Here is a 19,292-nt window from a genome sequence, read left to right as displayed (position 1 = left end):
ACACCATAGCATCTATATTAGCTTGTGCTGTATGATAATGATCTTCAGCAGTGCTCAATGCTGGGGACAATCCAGTGTGGACAGTACGACTATGTATCAGCTACAAATCAGTAAGGACTTACCTCTGGAGAAAGTACTCCGTGAGCAGGAACTTATGATTTATGCAGCAAACCGTAAATTGGATAGTCTGAAGGAAGTTGCGTTAAACGTTAATGTACTGACGAAAGAAAGGATCAGGCAGTCAGGCGTCAACAATATACCTGAAGCTCTACAGTTACTTCCTGAATTTGTGGTAAAGCCTAAAGCTAATGGTTTGTATGATGTAGAATATAGAGGAATAGCGAATAGCTTTAGTAGCAACTCCAACGTACAGGTTGAAGAAAATTTGCTCTTACTTATTAACGCTGTTCCTTTTAATGATGCCTTAACTGGTCAAGTTTGGTGGGAGGCAATGCCAGTCAGCATAGAAGATATTGAAAGAATTGAACTGATCCGCTCGCCTCACGGAAGCTGGTTTGGTTACGGTGGTGCAGTGGGTGTGATCAATATAGTTACAATAAAAAGTAAGAACACATCGGGTACTCAATTACAAGCAAATCTGCAAGTAGGACAATTTCAGTCATACCGATATCACGGAAGCTTGAACATCGGTATTAATGATAAGTTTGCTGTCAGAGTAGGAGGGCACTATCAGGCAAGTCAGCGTTTTCAAGATCAATATTATGTCAACTCGGTAAGCCGCTATATCAGAAGTGATTCTTTGTTATTCTTTCAGCCTGATGCCTCACAAACGCATCAGTACACAGAACTTGCTGTACAGTCTAGTGCTTTTCACCTTAGCTCTGCTTATCAGTGGAATGAAGATAAATCTGTCAGTGTAGATTTAGGAGTACAAAACGCTCAGGCTCAGAGTATATTTATGCCTTCAGATGAAATTTTCGTTACGCATAGGGAAGAACAGCGTCGTTGGATAAATATTCATTTTGCTACGCCTCAATGGAGTTCACATATCTTTCATCAGTCAGGAGACAGAAATTATGCTACTGGTTACGCAGGTTGGCAATATCATAATGCCAGAACAGGTGCCAGGCTAGAATACCATAAGTCATTGGGCAAATACTCTTTACTAGTTGGTACAGAATGGATAAATGATCAGTTTACACCTTCAGGTGACACTCTTAACAAATTGACACTGGTAGCAGATGCCATCCCACTAGCTGAAGATTGGTCTCAGCTTAGTGGTTCTTTATATTTTCAGCAGACAGCTACTTTTGCCAAAAATCGTTTGCATCTGTCTTCCAGTCAGAGGGTTTACCAAAGCTTACAAAATTTAGATTATCCATTAGGCTTTCATTTTGCTACAGAATGGTTTTTGAAGAAGAATACCGCCCTTCAGGCCAGTGCTTCTCAGGTATATAAAACTACCCAACAGTTATATAGAGACACCATACATGGGGTGGGCCCTGCGGCTATCAAAATGTTAAGCTATGCTTTTGGAGTTCGTCAACATTGGACCAATAGAGGAATGATTGGTATTTCAGGCTTTTATCAAAAAATGGGTGAACCTCCATATCTGGAAAATATGCCAGCTGTAGGGAGTACTTTTGAAGGTAATTATCAGATCAATCGTTGGACAGTATTAGGACAAGTGACCAGGTTGATTGAAAAGGAAGAGGCATTTCCGAATTATCCACTTTGGTCGGGATCTTTAAGTGGGAACTTTACTACTTTTTTTGACCGCCTGAATATTAACGCGGGCCTCTACTATTATAGCGAACACTATGTGCTGGATAGCGCAGCTTATTTGGTCTCTCCCCAGTGGTTTGTAAATACTAAAGTGAACTATAAGATATGGGATCAATACTCTGTGTATGTAAATATTAGGAACCTGACTAATAGACAGGAAGTGGTTATCCCATTTGCTGATCAGCACAATAGGTTAATCACGATAGGGCTGAATATGGTGCTTTAAAAAATGGCAGAGCTGAAAATAAATAATACATATAAGCATTGTAGTTACAGGCGTGTTTTTTATAGCTTGCTTGAAGTTCTATTCCTCCTATTCTTGTTACCATCACCTGGTTCTGGTCAAGACCAGTCGCTAAATGAAAGTAGTGGAAATACTCATTTAATAAATCCTCAAAACTTAGTCTTAGAAGATTCTGTAAAGCAGAGTACTTCCCAATCAGAAGAAATTGGGTACAAGTATCTAGCACAGGCTCAAAAGTTAAATCAGGACGGAAAACTTCAGGATGCTTTGTCATATGCCTTGCAGGCGCTATCTAAGTTTGAAGGGAGTAATAATCCTTCGGCCAAAGAAGCTACTTATTATTTACTGTCTGATATATATATACAGGAAAGGGTTCTAGCGCAAGCTTTGTTCTATGACCAACAGCTAGAAAAGCTCCTGATAAGTGGCTACGGCAAGAAAGAAAAGCTGTTAATGCTCAGGTTTGAAATGTGTCTGCGCTTTCTAGAAATAGAAAATTATGAACAGGCTAAGCTTTACGGACAAAAGGTATTGGAAGGTTTTGGAAAAAGCCAGTCTACAGAACAACTGGAAAAAGTTAACAAGTCTCTGCTATCTATTGCCCAAAAAGAAGAAAGATATAAAGATGCACTAGTATATGCTCAGTGGCTTCAAAAGGAATATGCTAATAGTAAAGCATATCAGAAAGAGATTAGTGCTTTAAATAACCTGGGCTTTATCTACCAAAGGTTAGATGAAAAAAAGAAAGCCGTTGAAAGCTTTAGGCAGGCAATCACATTGAGTGAACAGTTTAAAGAAAAGCCATCAGTAATTTTACTTATCAATGTAGGGTTGGCTTACAGTAATTTAGAAAATGATAAACAGGCCCTTCAGTACTATGAGCGGGCGCTCCAGATAGAAAAAGATAACAATAACAGGAAAGGGGAGGCAGATATTAATAATTATATCGCTTCACATTATTATCTGAGTGGGAGGCAGAGTGATGCACTTAAGACTGCTTTAGCTGCTAGCCAGGTCGCACTCGAGGAGAGAGCGTGGTTTGTACTTTTAGATAGCTATCGTCTCCTAAAAATGATTTACCGAAAAGAGAAGCGAGATGATAAGGTTAAAGAGTACGGAGAGAAGTTTGATGAAATTCGAAGTTACATTACACAGCAAGCTCAGAAAGAGCAAGATGAACTGGAACAGAGATACCAGGCTGCAATTACCAGAGAAGAAGAGATAAAAGCTTACTGGGGTGAAAAAGAAGAAAGTGCATTGATGCAGGAAAGACGAGAAACGCAGCTAAAGTTACAGACACAGGAACTTTCCCTCCTGAAAAAAGAAAAAGAATTACAAAGTCTTGCACTATCTAAACAAATTTTAGAAAGCAATAATGCTAAACAGGCCTTGGATATTGCTAACCAAAAGCTTAAGGCTGAGCAACAGGAAAGACAGTTGGAAGAACTGGCTCGTGAAAAAGAGCTACAATCATTGAGAATTCATAGACAAAAATTAGAGCAGGAGAAACAGAAACAGACTATCAAACTACTGGAAACAGATCGCCAGTTAAAGGAAGAACGTCTATTGAAGGAAGCTAATCTGCGTAAATATGGGTATGGGATTTTGGGTTTATGCTTACTGATTATAGGAGTTATAGCCTTTAGTTTTACCCAAAAAAGTAAAGATAATAAAAGACTTGAGCAGCAGAAAGAAGAAATATTGAATAAAAATGAGCTGCTACATAGTAACGAAGAGGAGCTAAAGCAACATATGTTTTACCTGGAACAGACCCGGGAACTGCTGGCTGACCAAAAAGAACAGTTAATGCTGGTGCATAATCGTGTGCAGGAGAGTATAGAGTATGCCAAGCAGATTCAAGACTCAATCTTGCCCAATGATGATTACATCAAAGAGCTTTTTCCTGAGAGCTATCTTATTTTTATGCCCAAGGATATTGTTTCAGGGGACTTTTACTGGGTATCTCAACAGGAAGATTATCAGATATTAATTGTGGCAGATTGTACAGGGCATGGTGTTCCCGGAGCGCTGATTACCTTAATTGGACATAGTTTGCTTACAGAAGCTATTCAGGCACATCAAATGAGTGATCCTGGTGCAATACTCACTTTTTTGCACCAAAAATTACTTGAACGCTTACGCTACCATGAGTCTTCCCGCTTGCACGGCATGGATATTGGGATTTGTGTCATACAAAAGGTCGGTAGTGAATATAATGTATGCTATGCCGGAGCAAAAAATACCCTATGGATAATCAAAGAAGGTGAAGTAAGCAAAGTAAAAGGGAACAGGATTTCAATAGGCAGTTCCAGACAAACCGCTTCATTTGATTTGCATCAATTACGAATGAATAAGGATGACAAAATTTATTTAAGTTCTGATGGTATTATTGATCAGCCAAATGAGGAGAGAAAAAGATTTGGGTCAGCTCAGTTAGCCAGTTGCCTTAAGGCATGGCATCATCTACCCATGGAATCCCAAAAGAATTTTATGCTAGCCGCTTTTGCTGATCATCAACAAGGAGCAGAACAAAGAGATGATATAAGTCTGATAGGGGTAAGGTTTCAATAAAAAAAGAAAAAATGCATACACTCCCATACGAAGATCTTTTTATCAGGCAACATCCTGATAGTCTGATCTCTTACAAAGGTCCTATTACACCGGAGGTAATTGCTAAGATTGTAGAGCAGTTAAGAAATAAGTTACCTGCCACTGAAGTACTTACAAATCGTATATCAGCTATTTCAATAGAATTGGCCCAAAACATGCAGCACTATTCTCTGGAACTAATCAATTATGGAGAGAAGATGGAAAGAGTAGGTTGGTTTCAGGTTCTTGATGAACAAAACAAGCTTGAAATCAACTGTGGCAATGTGCTAAGCAAAGAGGTGGTAAATCAATTAATACAGCATTTTGAAATTATCAGTAGATTAGATAAAGAAGGTTTGCGTGGATTGAAAAGACAAAGGAGAAGAATGAGGCTGGGTGAGGCACATAAGGGCGCAGGTATAGGGCTTATTCAGGTTACTATACTAGCAGGAAACCCACCCGAAGTGGAAATAATTGATATCAATAATGAATTATCTTGTATTATATTCAAAATTAACATAAAGAAATAATATGGAAGTTAGTAGTCTGAAATCCCTTAGCATTAAGGGAGAAAAAGGTACTTTTTATGTGCCGGATGTATACTTCAATGCAGAGAGCGGGCATTGTCTGATAGAAGGAGAATCATATCTGGAGAACACTTGGACTTTCTTCGGTGATCTGCTGAACTGGCTGAAGGTATTTACTGAAACTAAAAAGCCTATTGTATTTGATTTTAAACTATCGTATTTCAATACGAGCTCTTCAAAAGGCATATTACAACTATTAGAATTCCTGCAAACTTATGAAGAAGAAGGAGGGCAGGTGACAGTTAACTGGTATTATCCTGAGCATGATGAAGACCTTAGAGAAGAGGCTGAGGATTTTATGATAGATACAAATTTGAATATAAACCTACTTTCATTTTAAGTAATACACCAAGCGGGAAAATTTTAATCATTATTAAACCCAACAGTTTGTAAATCTTTACCAGAATGCAAAGTCAAAAAATAACAGTATTTGTTGTAGATGATGATGATACATTTGCTGCAACTATAGCAGCGTTTCTGACCAGAAAAGGTTATGATGTACGTGAGTTCTATACTGTGGAGGATTGTATGGCACAGCTCAAGAAAGAAACGCCATCCTTAATCATTACAGATTACAATTTTTCCACCGACGACAGCAATACTACAAATGGTTTTCAGTTTTACTCCTCGATTAAAGATGAGTACAGTGATATTCCTTTTATCGTATTTAGTGGACAGGATGATGGCGGACTCGTGCTAAAAATGGTAAGAGAGGGTATCAGACACTATATCATTAAAGACAAAAATATGTTCTCCGAACTGGAGGCAAGCTTATCTGAGGTTTTTGAACACTAAATTTCACGGACCAACAATACCCATCTGGCATTTTCCAGTATCTGTGTAGCTTGTTTAACGGAGAGATCTTTAGGAAGCAGATAAGGTTGAATTTCTCCTTTATCTGCTACCTTCCTTTCGTGCGCTAAAACTTGTTTCTCCAATACGTTATATATGAAAGGACTATTGAGCTTTGCGCTAGCCAAAGTATCCAGCTCAGTATTCATCATAAAAATGTGTTCTTCCCCCAGAAGGTAAAAGCTATCATTTTCATTCCAAAAGCTATTGACGTTCCCTACCGTGAAGGGCTGGTCTGCGATGAGCTTTCCCTCATGATAGAGGCGAAAGCCTTGTTCTTCGCTATTTTCAAAATACACCTGCAATACATATTCCTGATGTATGCTGGAAAAGCCATCAGCATGCGCTATGATCTCTTCCTCCAAAGTTTGATCTGAGAGGTTATAACGAATTTGTTTTACCTGATCATTTTCTATATAGCTAAGTTTTATTTGCCCATCTTTTGCCTCAAAGACATGCTCTCTCACATCAACATTCACTTTTCTAAGCGTGTCAATATTTTTATTATCCAACTGATAAGATAATAGCGTACCGGAACTTCGGTCTATATAAACAATAGCATTCTGGCCTTCCACATACTTCCAGATAGGTTCATATATCTCACCAAAGTCAATCAGTTGAGTCCACTTTTCATGGGATGGATCATATGCATAGAGTCTACACCACTCATACTCTTCTTTCATGAGACTCCCCTTGTAGAAAGCAAAGTAGTATTTGCTTAAATCGTCCCTTACCTGAAAACCATAATGCGTTTCTGGGTTTTTAGCCTTGTTCTGGCATAATACACCTGCCCTGTTACCCAGGGTAACCGTATCCTCATAAATTGGTTTTTGCAAACTGGGGTCGGTTGTCTTCACCCTAAGAACTTTATATTTTTCATCAGCGGTTACAATTAGGGTGTTTTCAGAGGCGGTGTGTGCAGAGGTTTTATGAGAGGTGCCGAAGCCTTCCTCTTGCTGATTTGGTGCGTTGCAAGCTGCTAAAGCTAGACAAAGCAGCGTAGTAAATTTTAAACAAAAGAATTGCATAAGTATCGTGTTCAGCTGAAAAGATACAGTTTCTACTTATTTGACTAACAGCTAGAATTTGAATGAGTTTGTTTACACCCTGGATAAAGAAAATATCTTCATCGGGTAGCAATTTTTAACACATCTCATTAAAATTGCAATGCCCAAAATTTAAATTCCCCTTGGCTATGCAGCAGTATCATGATTTGATGAAGCACATTCTGGACAATGGTGTCAGGAAAGAAGACCGTACCGGAACAGGTACCATGAGTATTTTTGGTTACCAAATGCGATTTGATCTGCAAGAGGGGTTTCCTTTGGTGACTACCAAAAAACTACATTTACGCTCTATTATCCACGAGCTATTGTGGTTTCTGCAAGGGGACACTAATATCCACTACCTGAAAGAAAATAAAGTGCGAATCTGGGATGAATGGGCCGACGAAAAAGGTAATCTTGGGCCGGTATATGGTTATCAGTGGCGTAGCTGGCCTACTCCCGATGGCAGGCATATAGATCAGATCAGCCAGGTAGTAAATCAGATTAAGCGTACCCCTGATTCACGACGGATTATAGTTTCGGCCTGGAATGTTGCTAATATTGAGAGCATGGCGCTTCCACCCTGCCATACGCTTTTCCAGTTTTATGTAGCCGAAGGTAAACTTTCCTGCCAGCTCTATCAGCGTAGTGCTGATGTTTTTCTGGGAGTTCCTTTTAACATAGCGTCATATGCCTTGCTTACCATGATGATGGCACAGGCATGTGGGCTGGAACTGGGAGACTTTGTCCATACTTTTGGCGACGCACACCTCTATAGCAATCACCTGGAACAAGCTCAGTTGCAACTTAGCCGTGAGCTTCGCCCTCTACCACAGATGAATATCAATCCAGAGGTTAAAGACATATTTTCCTTCAAATATGAAGATTTTACCTTGGAGAATTACAATCCACATCCGCACATCAAAGCAGAAGTAGCAGTCTAGTCCTTTTTCAGTACATATGTTGCCACCTTATGTGCTTATAGCTTGTTAGCAGACAAGCTTCAAGCAGATGACATGATTTATCTTCTGCATTTCTTACACTTCTGATATATCTGTCTGAAAGGAGAGATCTTCCTGCTTTCAGGGCTTCATGTTTGATACAGTTTGAGCAGGATAGCATTACTGCTTCCCAATCACAAAGTTTAACTGTATATCCGAAGGATCATGAAGAAGATGTATGTATTAGTGGTAACTATTTTAGTATCTCTTAGTGCGATGGCCATTCCTGATTATGGCTTGTGGTGTGATGGGAAATTGTTGTTAGAGAATGGTCAAACACTTGAAGGAGAGCTAAGCTATGACCTCAAGTTTGAGGTGGTAAGAGTCAAAAACAATGGAATGACGCAGGCTTTTACGGCAGAAAGTATTGCTTATTTTGAATTATTTGATCCTATCAAGCAGATACACCGTAAATACGTATCTGTTGATACTCCGGTATACCCTAATTACCAAAGAAGAGCTTTCTTTGAAGTCATCTCTCATGGTGAACTTGCCATGCTCAGGAAAAGCGAATATGTACGTCGCCCAAGAATTACTGAAGACATGAGGGCTCCCCATATTTATCTGAATACAGTATGTAAGCATACTTACTTCATGCATGAAGAAGATTCAGGCTTAACACTTATCAATGATTTTGAAGAAGAAATATTGCCTCTTATGCATAGATATGAAGATGAAGTTGAGAAATATATCAAGCGCTGCAAGCTGAAAATGAAGAAAGTGCACGAGCAGTTGAGGGTAGTAAATCTCTATAATATGTTATATGCCAACGAAAACAAGCTGGCAGCCAGCAGCCCAAATAAAGACAAAGAAGTATCTTACAATTTTCGCTAGGACGAAAACCCTTCCTCTTTGTTCTGGCTATGCCAGATCTGGTAGTTTTCGGAGAAAAGCGAAGTAATATCTGTTTGCTGTTCAAAAATACCATACACAGTAGCTCCGCTACCGCTCATGCTAGCATAGCTGGCATGAGCTTCATAAAGCTTTTCCTTGATTTCCCCAATAGCTGGGTATTTTGAAAAAATACTTTTCTCAAAGTCATTATATATTAGTCCTTTCCATTCCGTAATGGAATTTTTCTCTAATATTTCTTTTAAGTTGTGTTTGGGCTCGTAAGGAGTTATGCCTGCATAGGCTTCAACTGTAGCTACATGGATAGGAGGTGTAACCAATACAAAATATTGGTCATCTAATGAAAGTGAAATCTCTTCAAAATCATTGCCCGTACCATAAGCCATCACGGGTTGGTTTTTGACAAAGAAAGGACAGTCACTTCCCAATCTGCTAGCGTATTCCTCGAGTAGAAAATCATCCAGAAAAAGATCAAACATCCGATTCAGACATTTCAAAGTAAATGTTGCATCTGCAGAGCCGCCTCCCAGCCCAGCGCCAATAGGGATGACTTTGTGCAGATGAATTCGGACCGGAGGAAGGTTGAAATCCTTTTGTAACAGATGATATGCCTTGATACAAAGATTGTCTTTTTCATGACCGGGAATGGCTAAACCACTGCTGCTAAACTCAAATTTCTTGCTTTCAATAATCTCCAGTACATCTGTGTATGGCACAGGTACGAAGCAGGAAGTGATGTCGTGAAAACCATCAGGGCGTTTGCGGAGGATATTGAGACCCAGATTGATTTTGGCGTTAGGAAAGACGATCATGCTTTAATGAGTAATGAATATTGGAAGTGATGAATAATGACAAATAGTGCAGCACTCATTTCATCATTATTCATCAGTCATTTATCATTATTTGGTAAGGTCAGTAATCAGCTCTTCCGTGATGCCTGAAGAGGAGAAGCCCCCATCGTGCATCAGGTTTTGCATGGTGATCATACGGGTAAGATCCGAGAACATCGCTATGATATAATTTGCACAGTCTTCAGCACTCGCATTGCCCAGAGGAGACATCTTATTGGCATAATCAAAAAACACATCAAAGCCTGTGATTCCAGTACCGGCAGTGGTTTTTGTGGGTGACTGAGAAATAGTGTTTACTCTCACCTTTTTTGATTTTGCAAAGCGATAGCCATAACTACGAGCGATAGATTCCAGCATTGCTTTCGCCTGTGCCATATCACTATAGTCAGGAAAAGTACGTTGGGAAGCAATGTAGGTCAACGCAAGTATAGAGCCCCATTCATTCATAATCTCCATTTTCTCAGCAGTTTGCATCACTTTATGGAATGATATCGCTGAGATATCCAGCGTTTTCTGAAACCAGTCATAGTTGAGGTCACCATAATCACGTCCTTTACGCACGTTGGGACTCATGCCTATTGAGTGTAGAACAAAATCTAAATTGCCGCCCAGCGTATCTACGGACTCTTCGTATAGTTTTTCAAGGTCTTCTACTACCGTGGCATCGGCAGGAATCACTTTGGCTTCGCACTGCTCAGCCAGTTCATTGATTTTACCCATACGCAAAGCGATAGGAGCATTGGTCAAAGTAAACGTAGCCCCTTCTTCATGTGCCTTTAATGCCACTTTCCAGGCAATTGAGTTTTCGTCAAGAGCACCGAAGATAATGCCCCTTTTTCCAGCTAATAAGTTATAAGCCATATCGATTGATTGTTATAAAAATTAATTTTGTGATTGTTTGCTTCGGGCAAAGGTAAGAACAATTTACGAATTTGCTTAAGCCCTATGCTGAGTCTACTTTTGGTCGCGCATAGGTGTAAAACCAGCCATTCAATTCTGCATGAATATTTTGACACTATTTCCGGCCTCGCTGCCTATTTTAAAACTTGTAACCCTTTTGTCTCAGCTTCTTCTTTCTGAAATACCTTCAGACTGTCCTGGTTTCTTGCAAATAATAGGTGCCAGTGGTCATCAATTGATATTCTGACAATGCTTCGTACATCCCCTTTTACTTTGATCCCTGTCTTGGCAGGTGGTATACTTTCAAATGTCTTCCCCTCCTGATTTGAAAGCACTATGCCATAGTTGGCGTCGTATCTACCAGTACTTACCCGGCTAAGAGATTGATTCCCCCCCAAAATCAAATCAGGAAATTTATCTTCATTGATGGCTAATGAAGTGATAGCATAAATGGGGGAAAACTGCGCTTCTGTAGGTAGAGGTATCACATTGAAACTTCCTCCCTCATTCTGTAGATAGACGGATTCCAGTATATGTGCGTACAAGGTATCTGCACCACTGAGCTGTTCCTGAGTAAAATATTCTCCCGGAGAGGTTTGGGAGAAAGTCTTGTAGTCATAAAACTTTTTCTTCAAAGAAATAAGCTGTCCTAGTAATTCATCTTTGCTATAGGCAAACACTTCTTCTCCCTGTAAGTAATGGGTAAAGATAGGATCAATGGAGCCGTTGTTGTCAAAATCTTTGTAAACAAGGCGAGCGGGTTGTCCTGCTTTGACATGGTAAAGGTTATTTTTACCGAAATTTCCTGCGATAAAGTCAGTGTCTCCGTCTTGGTCAAAATCACCAGGATAAAGTGTGTTCCACCATCCTGAAGTCTGAGCAAGAGCAGGAAGTTTTGCAGCTTGAAAAGATTTTCCTCCTTCATTATAAAACACACATATAGGCATCCATTCGCCTACTACGATCAGGTCTTTAAACCCATCTTCATTCAAGTCTTCAAAGTGGGTAGCAGTGATCATACCAGCCTTTGCCAGTGCAGGACCAATAGTATCAGTGATATCAGTGAATTTTCCTGAGCCATCATTTTCAAGCAGGTAGCTCTGTGGTGCGAGAGGATATCGTCCCGGAATTAATCTTCCGCCTACAAACAAATCCAGGTCACCATCATTATCCAGGTCAGCTACGGCTATGCTACCACCACTGCTCAACATTTCTGGTAGGGTATGAGCTTTATGAATGAAGTTTCCGCGACCATCGTTGAAGTACAAACGGTCCTGCAATGCTGCATCCTGTTCTGCGAAGTCACTCCCCCCACTAAGCACGTATAGATCCAGATCACCATCCTGATCAGCATCAAAAAACAGGGCATCGGTATCTTCAGATTGCGCGTCTTCTTCCAGTGCAGCGCTTGCAATCCGGGTAAAAGTGCCATCGCCCACTTGGCGATAAAGCTGCCCTGCCTGGCCTTTGGCTCCCCCCAGGTAGAGATCTTCACGTCCATCTCCATCTATATCGCCTTTGGCAATTTTTGGCCCCAGGTTAGAAATCCCGTAAGGAAGCATTTTGTCCCGTTTAAAATCAAAAAAAGCATTTTCCTGATGCACGAAATCAATGTTGAGCTTGTTGCTCTTTGCCTGGAATAATGTGGGTTGATTTGCCAAGCTCTGATTTCCCTGAGCACTTTTTGCTTGTGAGTACTCAAGTTGAAGAAATTGATCGGCTTTTATTTCGTGTAAAATTTGCTGCTTACCATCAGGCCAAATAATTTTTAGACTGTCCAGCATACTTTTTTCTCCTAGCCCGAAAATCAACTCATAGCTTACTGAGGACTGAAAACCTCTTACCGGAATCATTTCCTGGTATTGTGATTTTCCATCAGAATAGGCATAAACTTTACTTCCGATTCCAAATGGATTTTTATCCTGTCCTTTCAGGTAGACTTTGAGATAGCGATGATTCAGAAGGCTTTCGTTATTGTTTCTGTAGACAAATACATCTTCATTGACATTATTGATGATCAGGTCCAGGTCACCATCATTATCCAGATCAGCGTATACAGCTCCATTGGATTGTGTTTGCTCATCCAGTCCCCAGGCAGTAGCCTGATTCTTGAAGTTGAGTCCCCCCTGGTTTTGGTAAATGTAGTTTTGAGCATTTATAGAAGGCATATTTTCTACCAACCCCATAATCTCTACATCCAGATTTTCCCGCTGACTTTTTACCTGCTCATTGACTACATAGTTCATGAAGTCCATGTCCAGGTAGTTGCGGGCATAACCATTGCTGATGAATAAATCCTTCCAGCCATCCAGGTCATAATCCGCGATGAGCGCTGCCCAACTCCAATCGGTACTAGAGATCCCTGTCAGCTGCCCTACTTCGCTGAATGAATTGTTGCCGTTGTTCAATTGAAGCATATTGCGCATGCTCTGATAATGAAAGCCGCTATTGATCAACTGCTGGTATTTATCGTAATTCTCTGGTCCCAGAGACATTTTCAGTCTTTCATTGCCTTCGGGAAGCATGTCTAAGGTTACGATGTCTGGTAGGGCATCATTATTCAGGTCTGCAGCGTCGCTTCCCATGGAAAATAGCGAAACGTGGTTCATGTAATCTCTTAAAGACTCTACAAATGCGCCATCCTGCTGATTGATATAGAGGTAATCCTCTTCGTTATAGTCATTGCTTACATAGATATCAAACCATCCATCCTGATTGACATCGGTAATGCTTACACCCAACCCAAAGCCCAGTACATTCTGAATAATGCCAGCCTCTTCACTGACATCTGTAAAAACAGGATGCTTGGCATTACCCTCAGCCATATCATTGCGGTAAAGCTTATCGGCTAAAAAGTTGTTTTTTCTTTTTTTATACTGTGCTGATACATTACTGAAACCGGCATATTCCTGTGTAGAATGGTTAAGCACAAAGGCATCAAGGTCACCATCCCGGTCATAATCAAAGAAAGAAGTTTGTGTGGTATACCCCTGATCAGCCAGCCCATACTTTTCTCCCATCTCGCTGAAGGCTATCTTTCCTTCTTCCTGAGCACCACTATTGATAAAAAGCAGGTTTTTTCGCTTGCCTGGATCAGCTGCGGCGGAGCGGCATACATAGATGTCAAGCCAGCCATCTCCATTAACGTCAGCCATACTTACGCCGGTATTCCATAGCCCGGCAGCAGCCACTCCAGCTTCTTCAGTAATGTCTTCAAATTCCCAGTTCCCTTTATTCAGATAAAGCTTGCTGGCCACCAGGTTTCCACTGAGGTAGATGTCGGGAAGGCTGTCATTGTTAATATCTCCTACTGCTACGCCTCCTCCATTATAGAAATAACCGTACTTCATGACATTGAACTCCTCCGTTTCCCGCAGAACATTTCTGAAGCGGATACCCGTATCGTCAGCAGGCATTCTGGTAAATAATGTTCGTGCTTCTTCAGTATCATTGCAGGCAGTCAGTAAGCAAAAGCCTGAAATTCCAATCAGCAAACAGGTTATTAGTTTCTTCATAGCTAAGGATAAAGATAAAAAAAAGTGCCAGGGACGCTGGCACTTTTTAAGAGAAAGTCAATATAAATTAAGGCTTAGCATCCCACCAGAGTTTGGTAGTTCCGTTATCAGGACCGCCAAGTAAATTATCTACTGCAGCATTAACAGCTTCAGCATTGGTAGTGAATTCGCCATCTACAAAAGGTACTCTTCTAGGCACTGTAGTTACCGGAATAGCCGGATCGTCAGTATTCAGGCGATCATAGAAGGTGGGGTAACCCGTTCTTCTCTTCTCTGCCCAGGCCTCCTGAGAATTGGGATAAAGAGAAATCCACTTCTGGGTAATGATCTGCTCCAGCTGCTCTTCTACACTGCCTCCGGCATTATATGCAACGGGTACTTCTGAAGGCGCAGGGTCGGTTCCATTGTAAGAGTCAGGTGTATTGGAGCTACTTACATAAGGATTTCCAGCCAGGTTATTTCCATCCAGTCCATATTCTTCATGAGATGTAACAATACCATCCTCATAAAAACTCTGAGCAGTTCCTCCTCCCATGTTCCACCCTTCTAATGCACCCTCAGCTCTTAGGAAATAAGACTCAGCAGCATTCATCACTACATAGTTTGGACCAGCTGCTCCGGCTTCTGTATATTCCGGAGCCATATCAGATGCTATCGCATTGAAGTTAGTGCCCTGTTTGGCCACCTGAGACTGCCCGTTTCTCATCCCTTCGTAGGGGAATGATATGCTGGCAGGGTCGTCAGTAGGGTCCGGCTCTGCGGCAGGAGCAACATAGTACTGTACGCGGGGATCTTCATACCCTTTGAGGATGCTTTCCATATCGGCGCTCATACGAAACTCTCCCCATTGGGTAATGGTATTGTAAGGGTTTCTGAAATCAGCATCTGTCTCTATGATAGCATTGTCCTCATTGTCCTCAATGAACTCACCAACTGATACTGCTTTTTCAGCTTCAGTTTGACTCAATGAAGGATCAACATACTTTACCCGCATGGCCAGACGAAGACGTAATGTATTAGCAAATCTAAGCCATTGATCTACATTCCCTCCGTAGACCAAGTCATTGATGCCTAAGAAAGAAGTACCCCCAGCATTACTTTGTAGTACTGGAATTGCCTCATCCAAAGTAGCAAAGAAGTCAGCATAGATTTCGTCCTGTGCATCATAGGGCACTGACCTCTCTCTGTTTCCAAACTCAGAGTAAGGTATAGGCCCCCAATAGTCAGTCATTCTATGGTAAGCCCACACCCGCCATACCTTCATCATGGCATTTTCCAGTTCAAAACCATTTTCTGCGGCAAAATCCTCCGCGTATTTGATCTGAGGAGCGGCATTGGCATAGAAATAATTAAATGCACCATTGAGCCAGCCACCTACCAGGATAAATTTATCAGAGTTAAAATTGGGGGCAGTAGTGGCGAAGTAGCCTCCATAAATATCCGAAAATAGTGACTGCGTAAGCTGGAATGCGCCCCTCGCAGGATCACCTAAGAAAGCAGGCGTATACATGGCTGCTTTTACTACTGCTCCGTACTCACTTTGAGTAAGGTTATCTACCGTAAGATTTTTAGGATCAGTATTCATTTCCGTAAAATCATCGGTACAGCTATTGACCAAAAACAGGATGGACAAGGCTGCTATATATAATATACTACGATTCATCTTCATCATATTTTTTGCTATTAAAAACCAAGTTTTAATGATACACCAAAGCTCCTGGTAGTGGGGGGAGCAAAAGAGTTGAGTCCTTCCGCATTATTTGATACAGACTGAACGGCTTCCGGATCAAAATATTCCGTCTTGTTACTGAAGAAAAACAGATTTCTTCCCACCACGGATAAGCTTGCACTACGGAAAGGAAGGCTGGAAAGCGTGCTCTCCGGTACGTTATAGCTAAATGAAAGCTCTCTCAGGCGGATGTTAGAAGCATCTCTGATGAAGGCCTCACCTACCGGTGTATTTCTACCACCTAATCTGTTCCACAAGTCTTCGGCACTCATTTGAATGTTATTTGGCGTTTCAGTAGGTGCTCCTGTTTCATCTGTCAAAACAGCAGTTTCTCCTGCAAAGATATTTTCACCGAATACCAAAGTTCCATCTCTTCCCTGGGAAGTATAGTCAAGTAACCCACTACCTGCCATGATAGCTTCAGTGAATACAGTTACCTGTCCACCCTGGCGCATATCAACCAAAGCCCTCAAAGAGAAGTTTTTGTATTTGAAAGTATTGTTAAGTCCCAATAGAAAATCGGGGTTAAAATTAGCCACCGGTACAGTTTTGCCAGCAGTAACAACCGGTAAACCCTGTGAGTCAATCAGCACATTCCCATCATCATCTCTTGCAAATCCACGTGAATACTGATTTCCAAAAGGTTCGCCCGCTTCAATCCGGTATTCATTCAAGAAACCGCTGCCCTGAATCAAAACATCAACATCATCAGAAATTTCAACTACTTCGCTGATGTTTTTGGCGAAGTTAGCATTCAGGTCCCATGAGAAGTTAGGCGTAGTTACCGGAGTGATTCCTAATACAATTTCCACACCCTGGTTTTGGATGTCAGCACCATTGAGAAACACACTGCTTACTCCTGATGCTACCGGTACGTTAGTAGCAAATAACTGGTCAAAGGTGTTAGACTTATAATAAGTGAAGTCAAATCTGAGGTTATCGTCCAGGAATCGGGCATCAAAGCCTGCTTCCCAGGTGGTTGTTCTCTCCGGCTTCAAATCAGCCAGAGGTAAAGTAGGACTTAGTGAAATAGTACCGGCTCTTACATTAGCCTGTCTGGAGAGGCGATAAGGATCGGTATCGTTTCCTACTTCAGCCCATGATCCTCTTAATTTCAGGAAGCTTACAGCAGAAGGAAGGTCTACCAGATCACTTATTACAGCGGTTAGTCCTACGGAAGGGTAGCTATAAGATCGGTTTGCTTCGGGTAGGGTAGAGCTCCAGTCATTTCTGAAAGATCCACTAAGGAAAATGGCATTATAAAAACCAATTTCTCCAAAAGCATAGACCGACTGCTGCTCTCTTTCCGCATAAGATTCATTAGGACGGGGATTTAAGGTGTTACCCAGCGCGAATAGGTTTTCCACACTGAAGTTGGCACCGGAGCCTCCTACACTCTCAGCTTTAGCTACTCTCAGGTTAGCACCAGCGTTAAGGCCTAAGGAAATGTTCTCTGTCAGATCTTTTTGAAAGCTTAGTAGTACATCTGAGTTCCACTCCAGACCATAGCTAAAGGTCTTGGAATAATCTCCTCCATCCGCAACAATGTATGTATCTACATAGCGAAAGGTCTCCTCATAGGTACTGCTGCGGTCTATACCCGATCTACCCAGTAAAGATAAGTCATCGGTAATTTGATATTTCAAAGAAACCAGGCCCAGTACTCTTTCATTGATCTGAGGGCGCTTTACATTGTTGACTGTCCAGTAAGGGTTTCCTGCTTCATTGGACCGTGGCACATAGAAATGTTGTCTTAACTGTCCAGCCTCATTAATGAACTGATAGTGTTCCAGATCCTGCGTACGTATATTTCTGGGGAGAATGTAGGCATATCGCATAGGGTTGTCAAAACCCTCTCCACTAAACAAAATATCGGAGTAATTACTACGGATATAAGTAACTTTGGTGTCAAGAGTCAGCTTTTCGTGCAGCTTGGTATTGTTTCTCAGGCTCAGATAATGTCTCTGCAGATTGTTCTGCGGAATAATACCTTTACCATCAGAGTAAGTGTAGTTGACATGCGTATTAGAATTCTCATTCTTGATATTTACCCCTACACTGGCAGCAATCGTATGTCCTGTCTGAAAGAAATCCCTGACATTATCCGGTTGTCCCTGAAGCGCATAAGTACCTCCTACAGAAGCCAGGTAGTCAGGGTCATTGGACCAGTGATCTACAACCTGGCCAGTCATTCTGGGGCCCCAGGAAGTATAAGCCATGGGAGAATATATGCCTGCTGAGCCCTGAGCGTATTCATTCTGGTACTTGGTCAGTAATATAGGGCTATTGACCTGATAGTTAAACCCAAGATTGGCCGTAACTCCATCAGGAGCATTTTCACCGGATTTGGTCGTGACGATAATAGCGCCATTGTTTGCACGGCTTCCGTAAAGTGCTGCGGCATTACCACCTTTCAGTACTGATATACTGGCGATGTTGTCAGGGGAAATATCAGCAATACTACCACCTACGGGAATACCATCCACCACATAAAGGGGTTGGCTACCATTGCTTTGTAATGAACGGTTACCACGCAACACTACTTTGGTAGGGGCTCCTACGCCAGCGCCAGTGGTTGTGATGGCAATACCCGCTACTTTACCACTTAGGGCTTCGGTAACATTCAAGGGTCTTGTTTCTTCAATTCCCTGGCTGGATACTTCCTGCGTACTATAGGTCAGAGTACGCTTTTCTTTTGCTATACCCAGCGCGGTCACCACGATCTCGCCTAATTGCTGAAGGTCAGGCATGAGTACCACATCTATGGTAGACCTACCATTGACCTCTTCGGAAACGGATTCAAAGCCTACCGAGGTAAAAACCAATACCGGATTATCTCCTGATACAGAAATAGCGTAGTTACCTTCAATGTCGGTAACGGTTCCGGTGGTAGTTCCCTGTACAAGTACGTTCACTCCAGGCAGGGCTTCTTGTTCATCACCTGAAATGACTTTACCTCTTACTGTGCGCGTTTGTGCCTGGACTTCAAGCACTGATAGCAGCAGTAAAAAACAAATAAAAAAAAGTAAGGATTTTTTCATAGTAAAATTTAGTTAATCATGTGAAAGTGTACTGACTTTTAGTGTTCAATCAGTTTTGTGAATTTGGGTTAATTTAGGAATGGTTCATAAAATTTTGTTTTGAGAATTTGTAGATAAAAAGAGATTTGTATGGATAAATATCAGAATATCTTGCATAAGATTATAATGCGAAGAATCATTATTATTAATTTTTCCAACTTCTGTGAAAAAGGCGCGATAAATTGAAAAACTTCAATTTTTTTATGGCGAAAGTGATGATAAAATTGAAATAAACATATCGGTTACGTTACCATAAATTACCCAATAAAATACTCCTGATTTTCTAAATTCCGGAGTAAA

The 19,292-nt window shown here is 41.2% G+C and carries 13 protein-coding genes; 7 read left to right on the top strand and 6 right to left on the bottom strand.

The window, feature by feature from the left end; translation table 11 throughout:
• The first annotated feature begins 31 nt into the window (after window positions 1-31).
• From OKW21_RS25220 to OKW21_RS25200, 5 genes are all read left to right on the top strand, one after another.
• Window positions 32-1,972: a TonB-dependent receptor gene (locus OKW21_RS25220; RefSeq protein ID WP_277485006.1), complete on the top strand. Its 1,941-nt coding sequence runs from the start codon at window positions 32-34 to the stop codon at window positions 1,970-1,972.
• Window positions 1,973-2,065: 93 nt separating this feature from the next.
• On the top strand, window positions 2,066-4,561 hold the full coding sequence (locus tag OKW21_RS25215; RefSeq protein ID WP_277485004.1) for a SpoIIE family protein phosphatase: 2,496 nt from the start codon (window positions 2,066-2,068) through the stop codon (window positions 4,559-4,561).
• An 11-nt stretch (window positions 4,562-4,572) separates the two neighbouring features.
• Window positions 4,573-5,109: a SiaB family protein kinase gene (locus OKW21_RS25210; protein ID WP_277485002.1), complete on the top strand. Its 537-nt coding sequence runs from the start codon at window positions 4,573-4,575 to the stop codon at window positions 5,107-5,109.
• Between the two features lies 1 nt (window position 5,110).
• On the top strand, window positions 5,111-5,506 hold the full coding sequence (locus OKW21_RS25205) for a DUF1987 domain-containing protein (protein ID WP_277485000.1): 396 nt from the start codon (window positions 5,111-5,113) through the stop codon (window positions 5,504-5,506).
• 65 nt (window positions 5,507-5,571) lie between these two features.
• Entirely contained in the window at window positions 5,572-5,961 is a 390-nt protein-coding gene (locus OKW21_RS25200; protein WP_277484999.1) for a response regulator, read from the top strand.
• Here OKW21_RS25200 and OKW21_RS25195 read toward each other — a convergent pair.
• Window positions 5,958-7,046 carry a hypothetical protein gene (locus tag OKW21_RS25195; RefSeq protein ID WP_277484998.1) on the bottom strand — a complete coding sequence of 363 codons (1,089 nt, stop codon included), beginning with the start codon at window positions 7,044-7,046 and terminating at the stop codon, window positions 5,958-5,960. The genes OKW21_RS25200 and OKW21_RS25195 overlap by 4 nt on opposite strands.
• Window positions 7,047-7,213: 167 nt before the next feature.
• Here OKW21_RS25195 and OKW21_RS25190 point away from each other — a divergent pair, with 167 nt between their 5' ends.
• Together OKW21_RS25190 and OKW21_RS25185 are read left to right on the top strand one after the other, a co-directional pair.
• Window positions 7,214-8,008 (top strand): thymidylate synthase, encoded by a 795-nt coding sequence (locus OKW21_RS25190; RefSeq protein ID WP_277484996.1) that lies wholly within the window; start codon window positions 7,214-7,216, stop codon window positions 8,006-8,008.
• 222 nt (window positions 8,009-8,230) lie between these two features.
• Window positions 8,231-8,899 (top strand): hypothetical protein, encoded by a 669-nt coding sequence (locus tag OKW21_RS25185; RefSeq protein WP_277484994.1) that lies wholly within the window; start codon window positions 8,231-8,233, stop codon window positions 8,897-8,899.
• Here the strand turns inward: OKW21_RS25185 and ispE are convergent.
• The 5 genes from ispE to OKW21_RS25160 all read right to left on the bottom strand — a co-directional run bounded on the left by ispE (window position 8,896) and on the right by OKW21_RS25160 (window position 18,953).
• Window positions 8,896-9,729 carry a 4-(cytidine 5'-diphospho)-2-C-methyl-D-erythritol kinase gene (gene ispE / locus OKW21_RS25180; RefSeq protein ID WP_277484992.1) on the bottom strand — a complete coding sequence of 278 codons (834 nt, stop codon included), beginning with the start codon at window positions 9,727-9,729 and terminating at the stop codon, window positions 8,896-8,898. The genes OKW21_RS25185 and ispE overlap by 4 nt on opposite strands.
• An 87-nt stretch (window positions 9,730-9,816) precedes the next feature.
• Entirely contained in the window at window positions 9,817-10,629 is an 813-nt protein-coding gene (locus OKW21_RS25175) for an enoyl-ACP reductase FabI (RefSeq protein WP_277484990.1), read from the bottom strand.
• A 173-nt stretch (window positions 10,630-10,802) separates the two neighbouring features.
• Window positions 10,803-14,183 carry a VCBS repeat-containing protein gene (locus tag OKW21_RS25170; RefSeq protein WP_277484988.1) on the bottom strand — a complete coding sequence of 1,127 codons (3,381 nt, stop codon included), beginning with the start codon at window positions 14,181-14,183 and terminating at the stop codon, window positions 10,803-10,805.
• Between the two features lie 67 nt (window positions 14,184-14,250).
• Complete coding sequence (locus tag OKW21_RS25165; protein ID WP_277484986.1) at window positions 14,251-15,846, bottom strand: SusD/RagB family nutrient-binding outer membrane lipoprotein; 1,596 nt, start codon at window positions 15,844-15,846, stop codon at window positions 14,251-14,253.
• 20 nt (window positions 15,847-15,866) lie between these two features.
• The gene (locus OKW21_RS25160; RefSeq protein WP_277484984.1) at window positions 15,867-18,953 is read right to left on the bottom strand and encodes a SusC/RagA family TonB-linked outer membrane protein; all 3,087 of its coding nucleotides are present in this window, start codon (window positions 18,951-18,953) and stop codon (window positions 15,867-15,869) included.
• Between the last annotated feature and the right edge of the window lie 339 nt (window positions 18,954-19,292).

The organism is Catalinimonas alkaloidigena (assembly GCF_029504655.1).
In the GTDB taxonomy this organism is placed as follows: Bacteria; Bacteroidota; Bacteroidia; order Cytophagales; family Cyclobacteriaceae; genus Catalinimonas; species Catalinimonas alkaloidigena.
The sequence above is the reverse complement of the archived record's forward strand: the minus strand, read 5'-3'. Positions and strand labels throughout refer to the sequence as shown.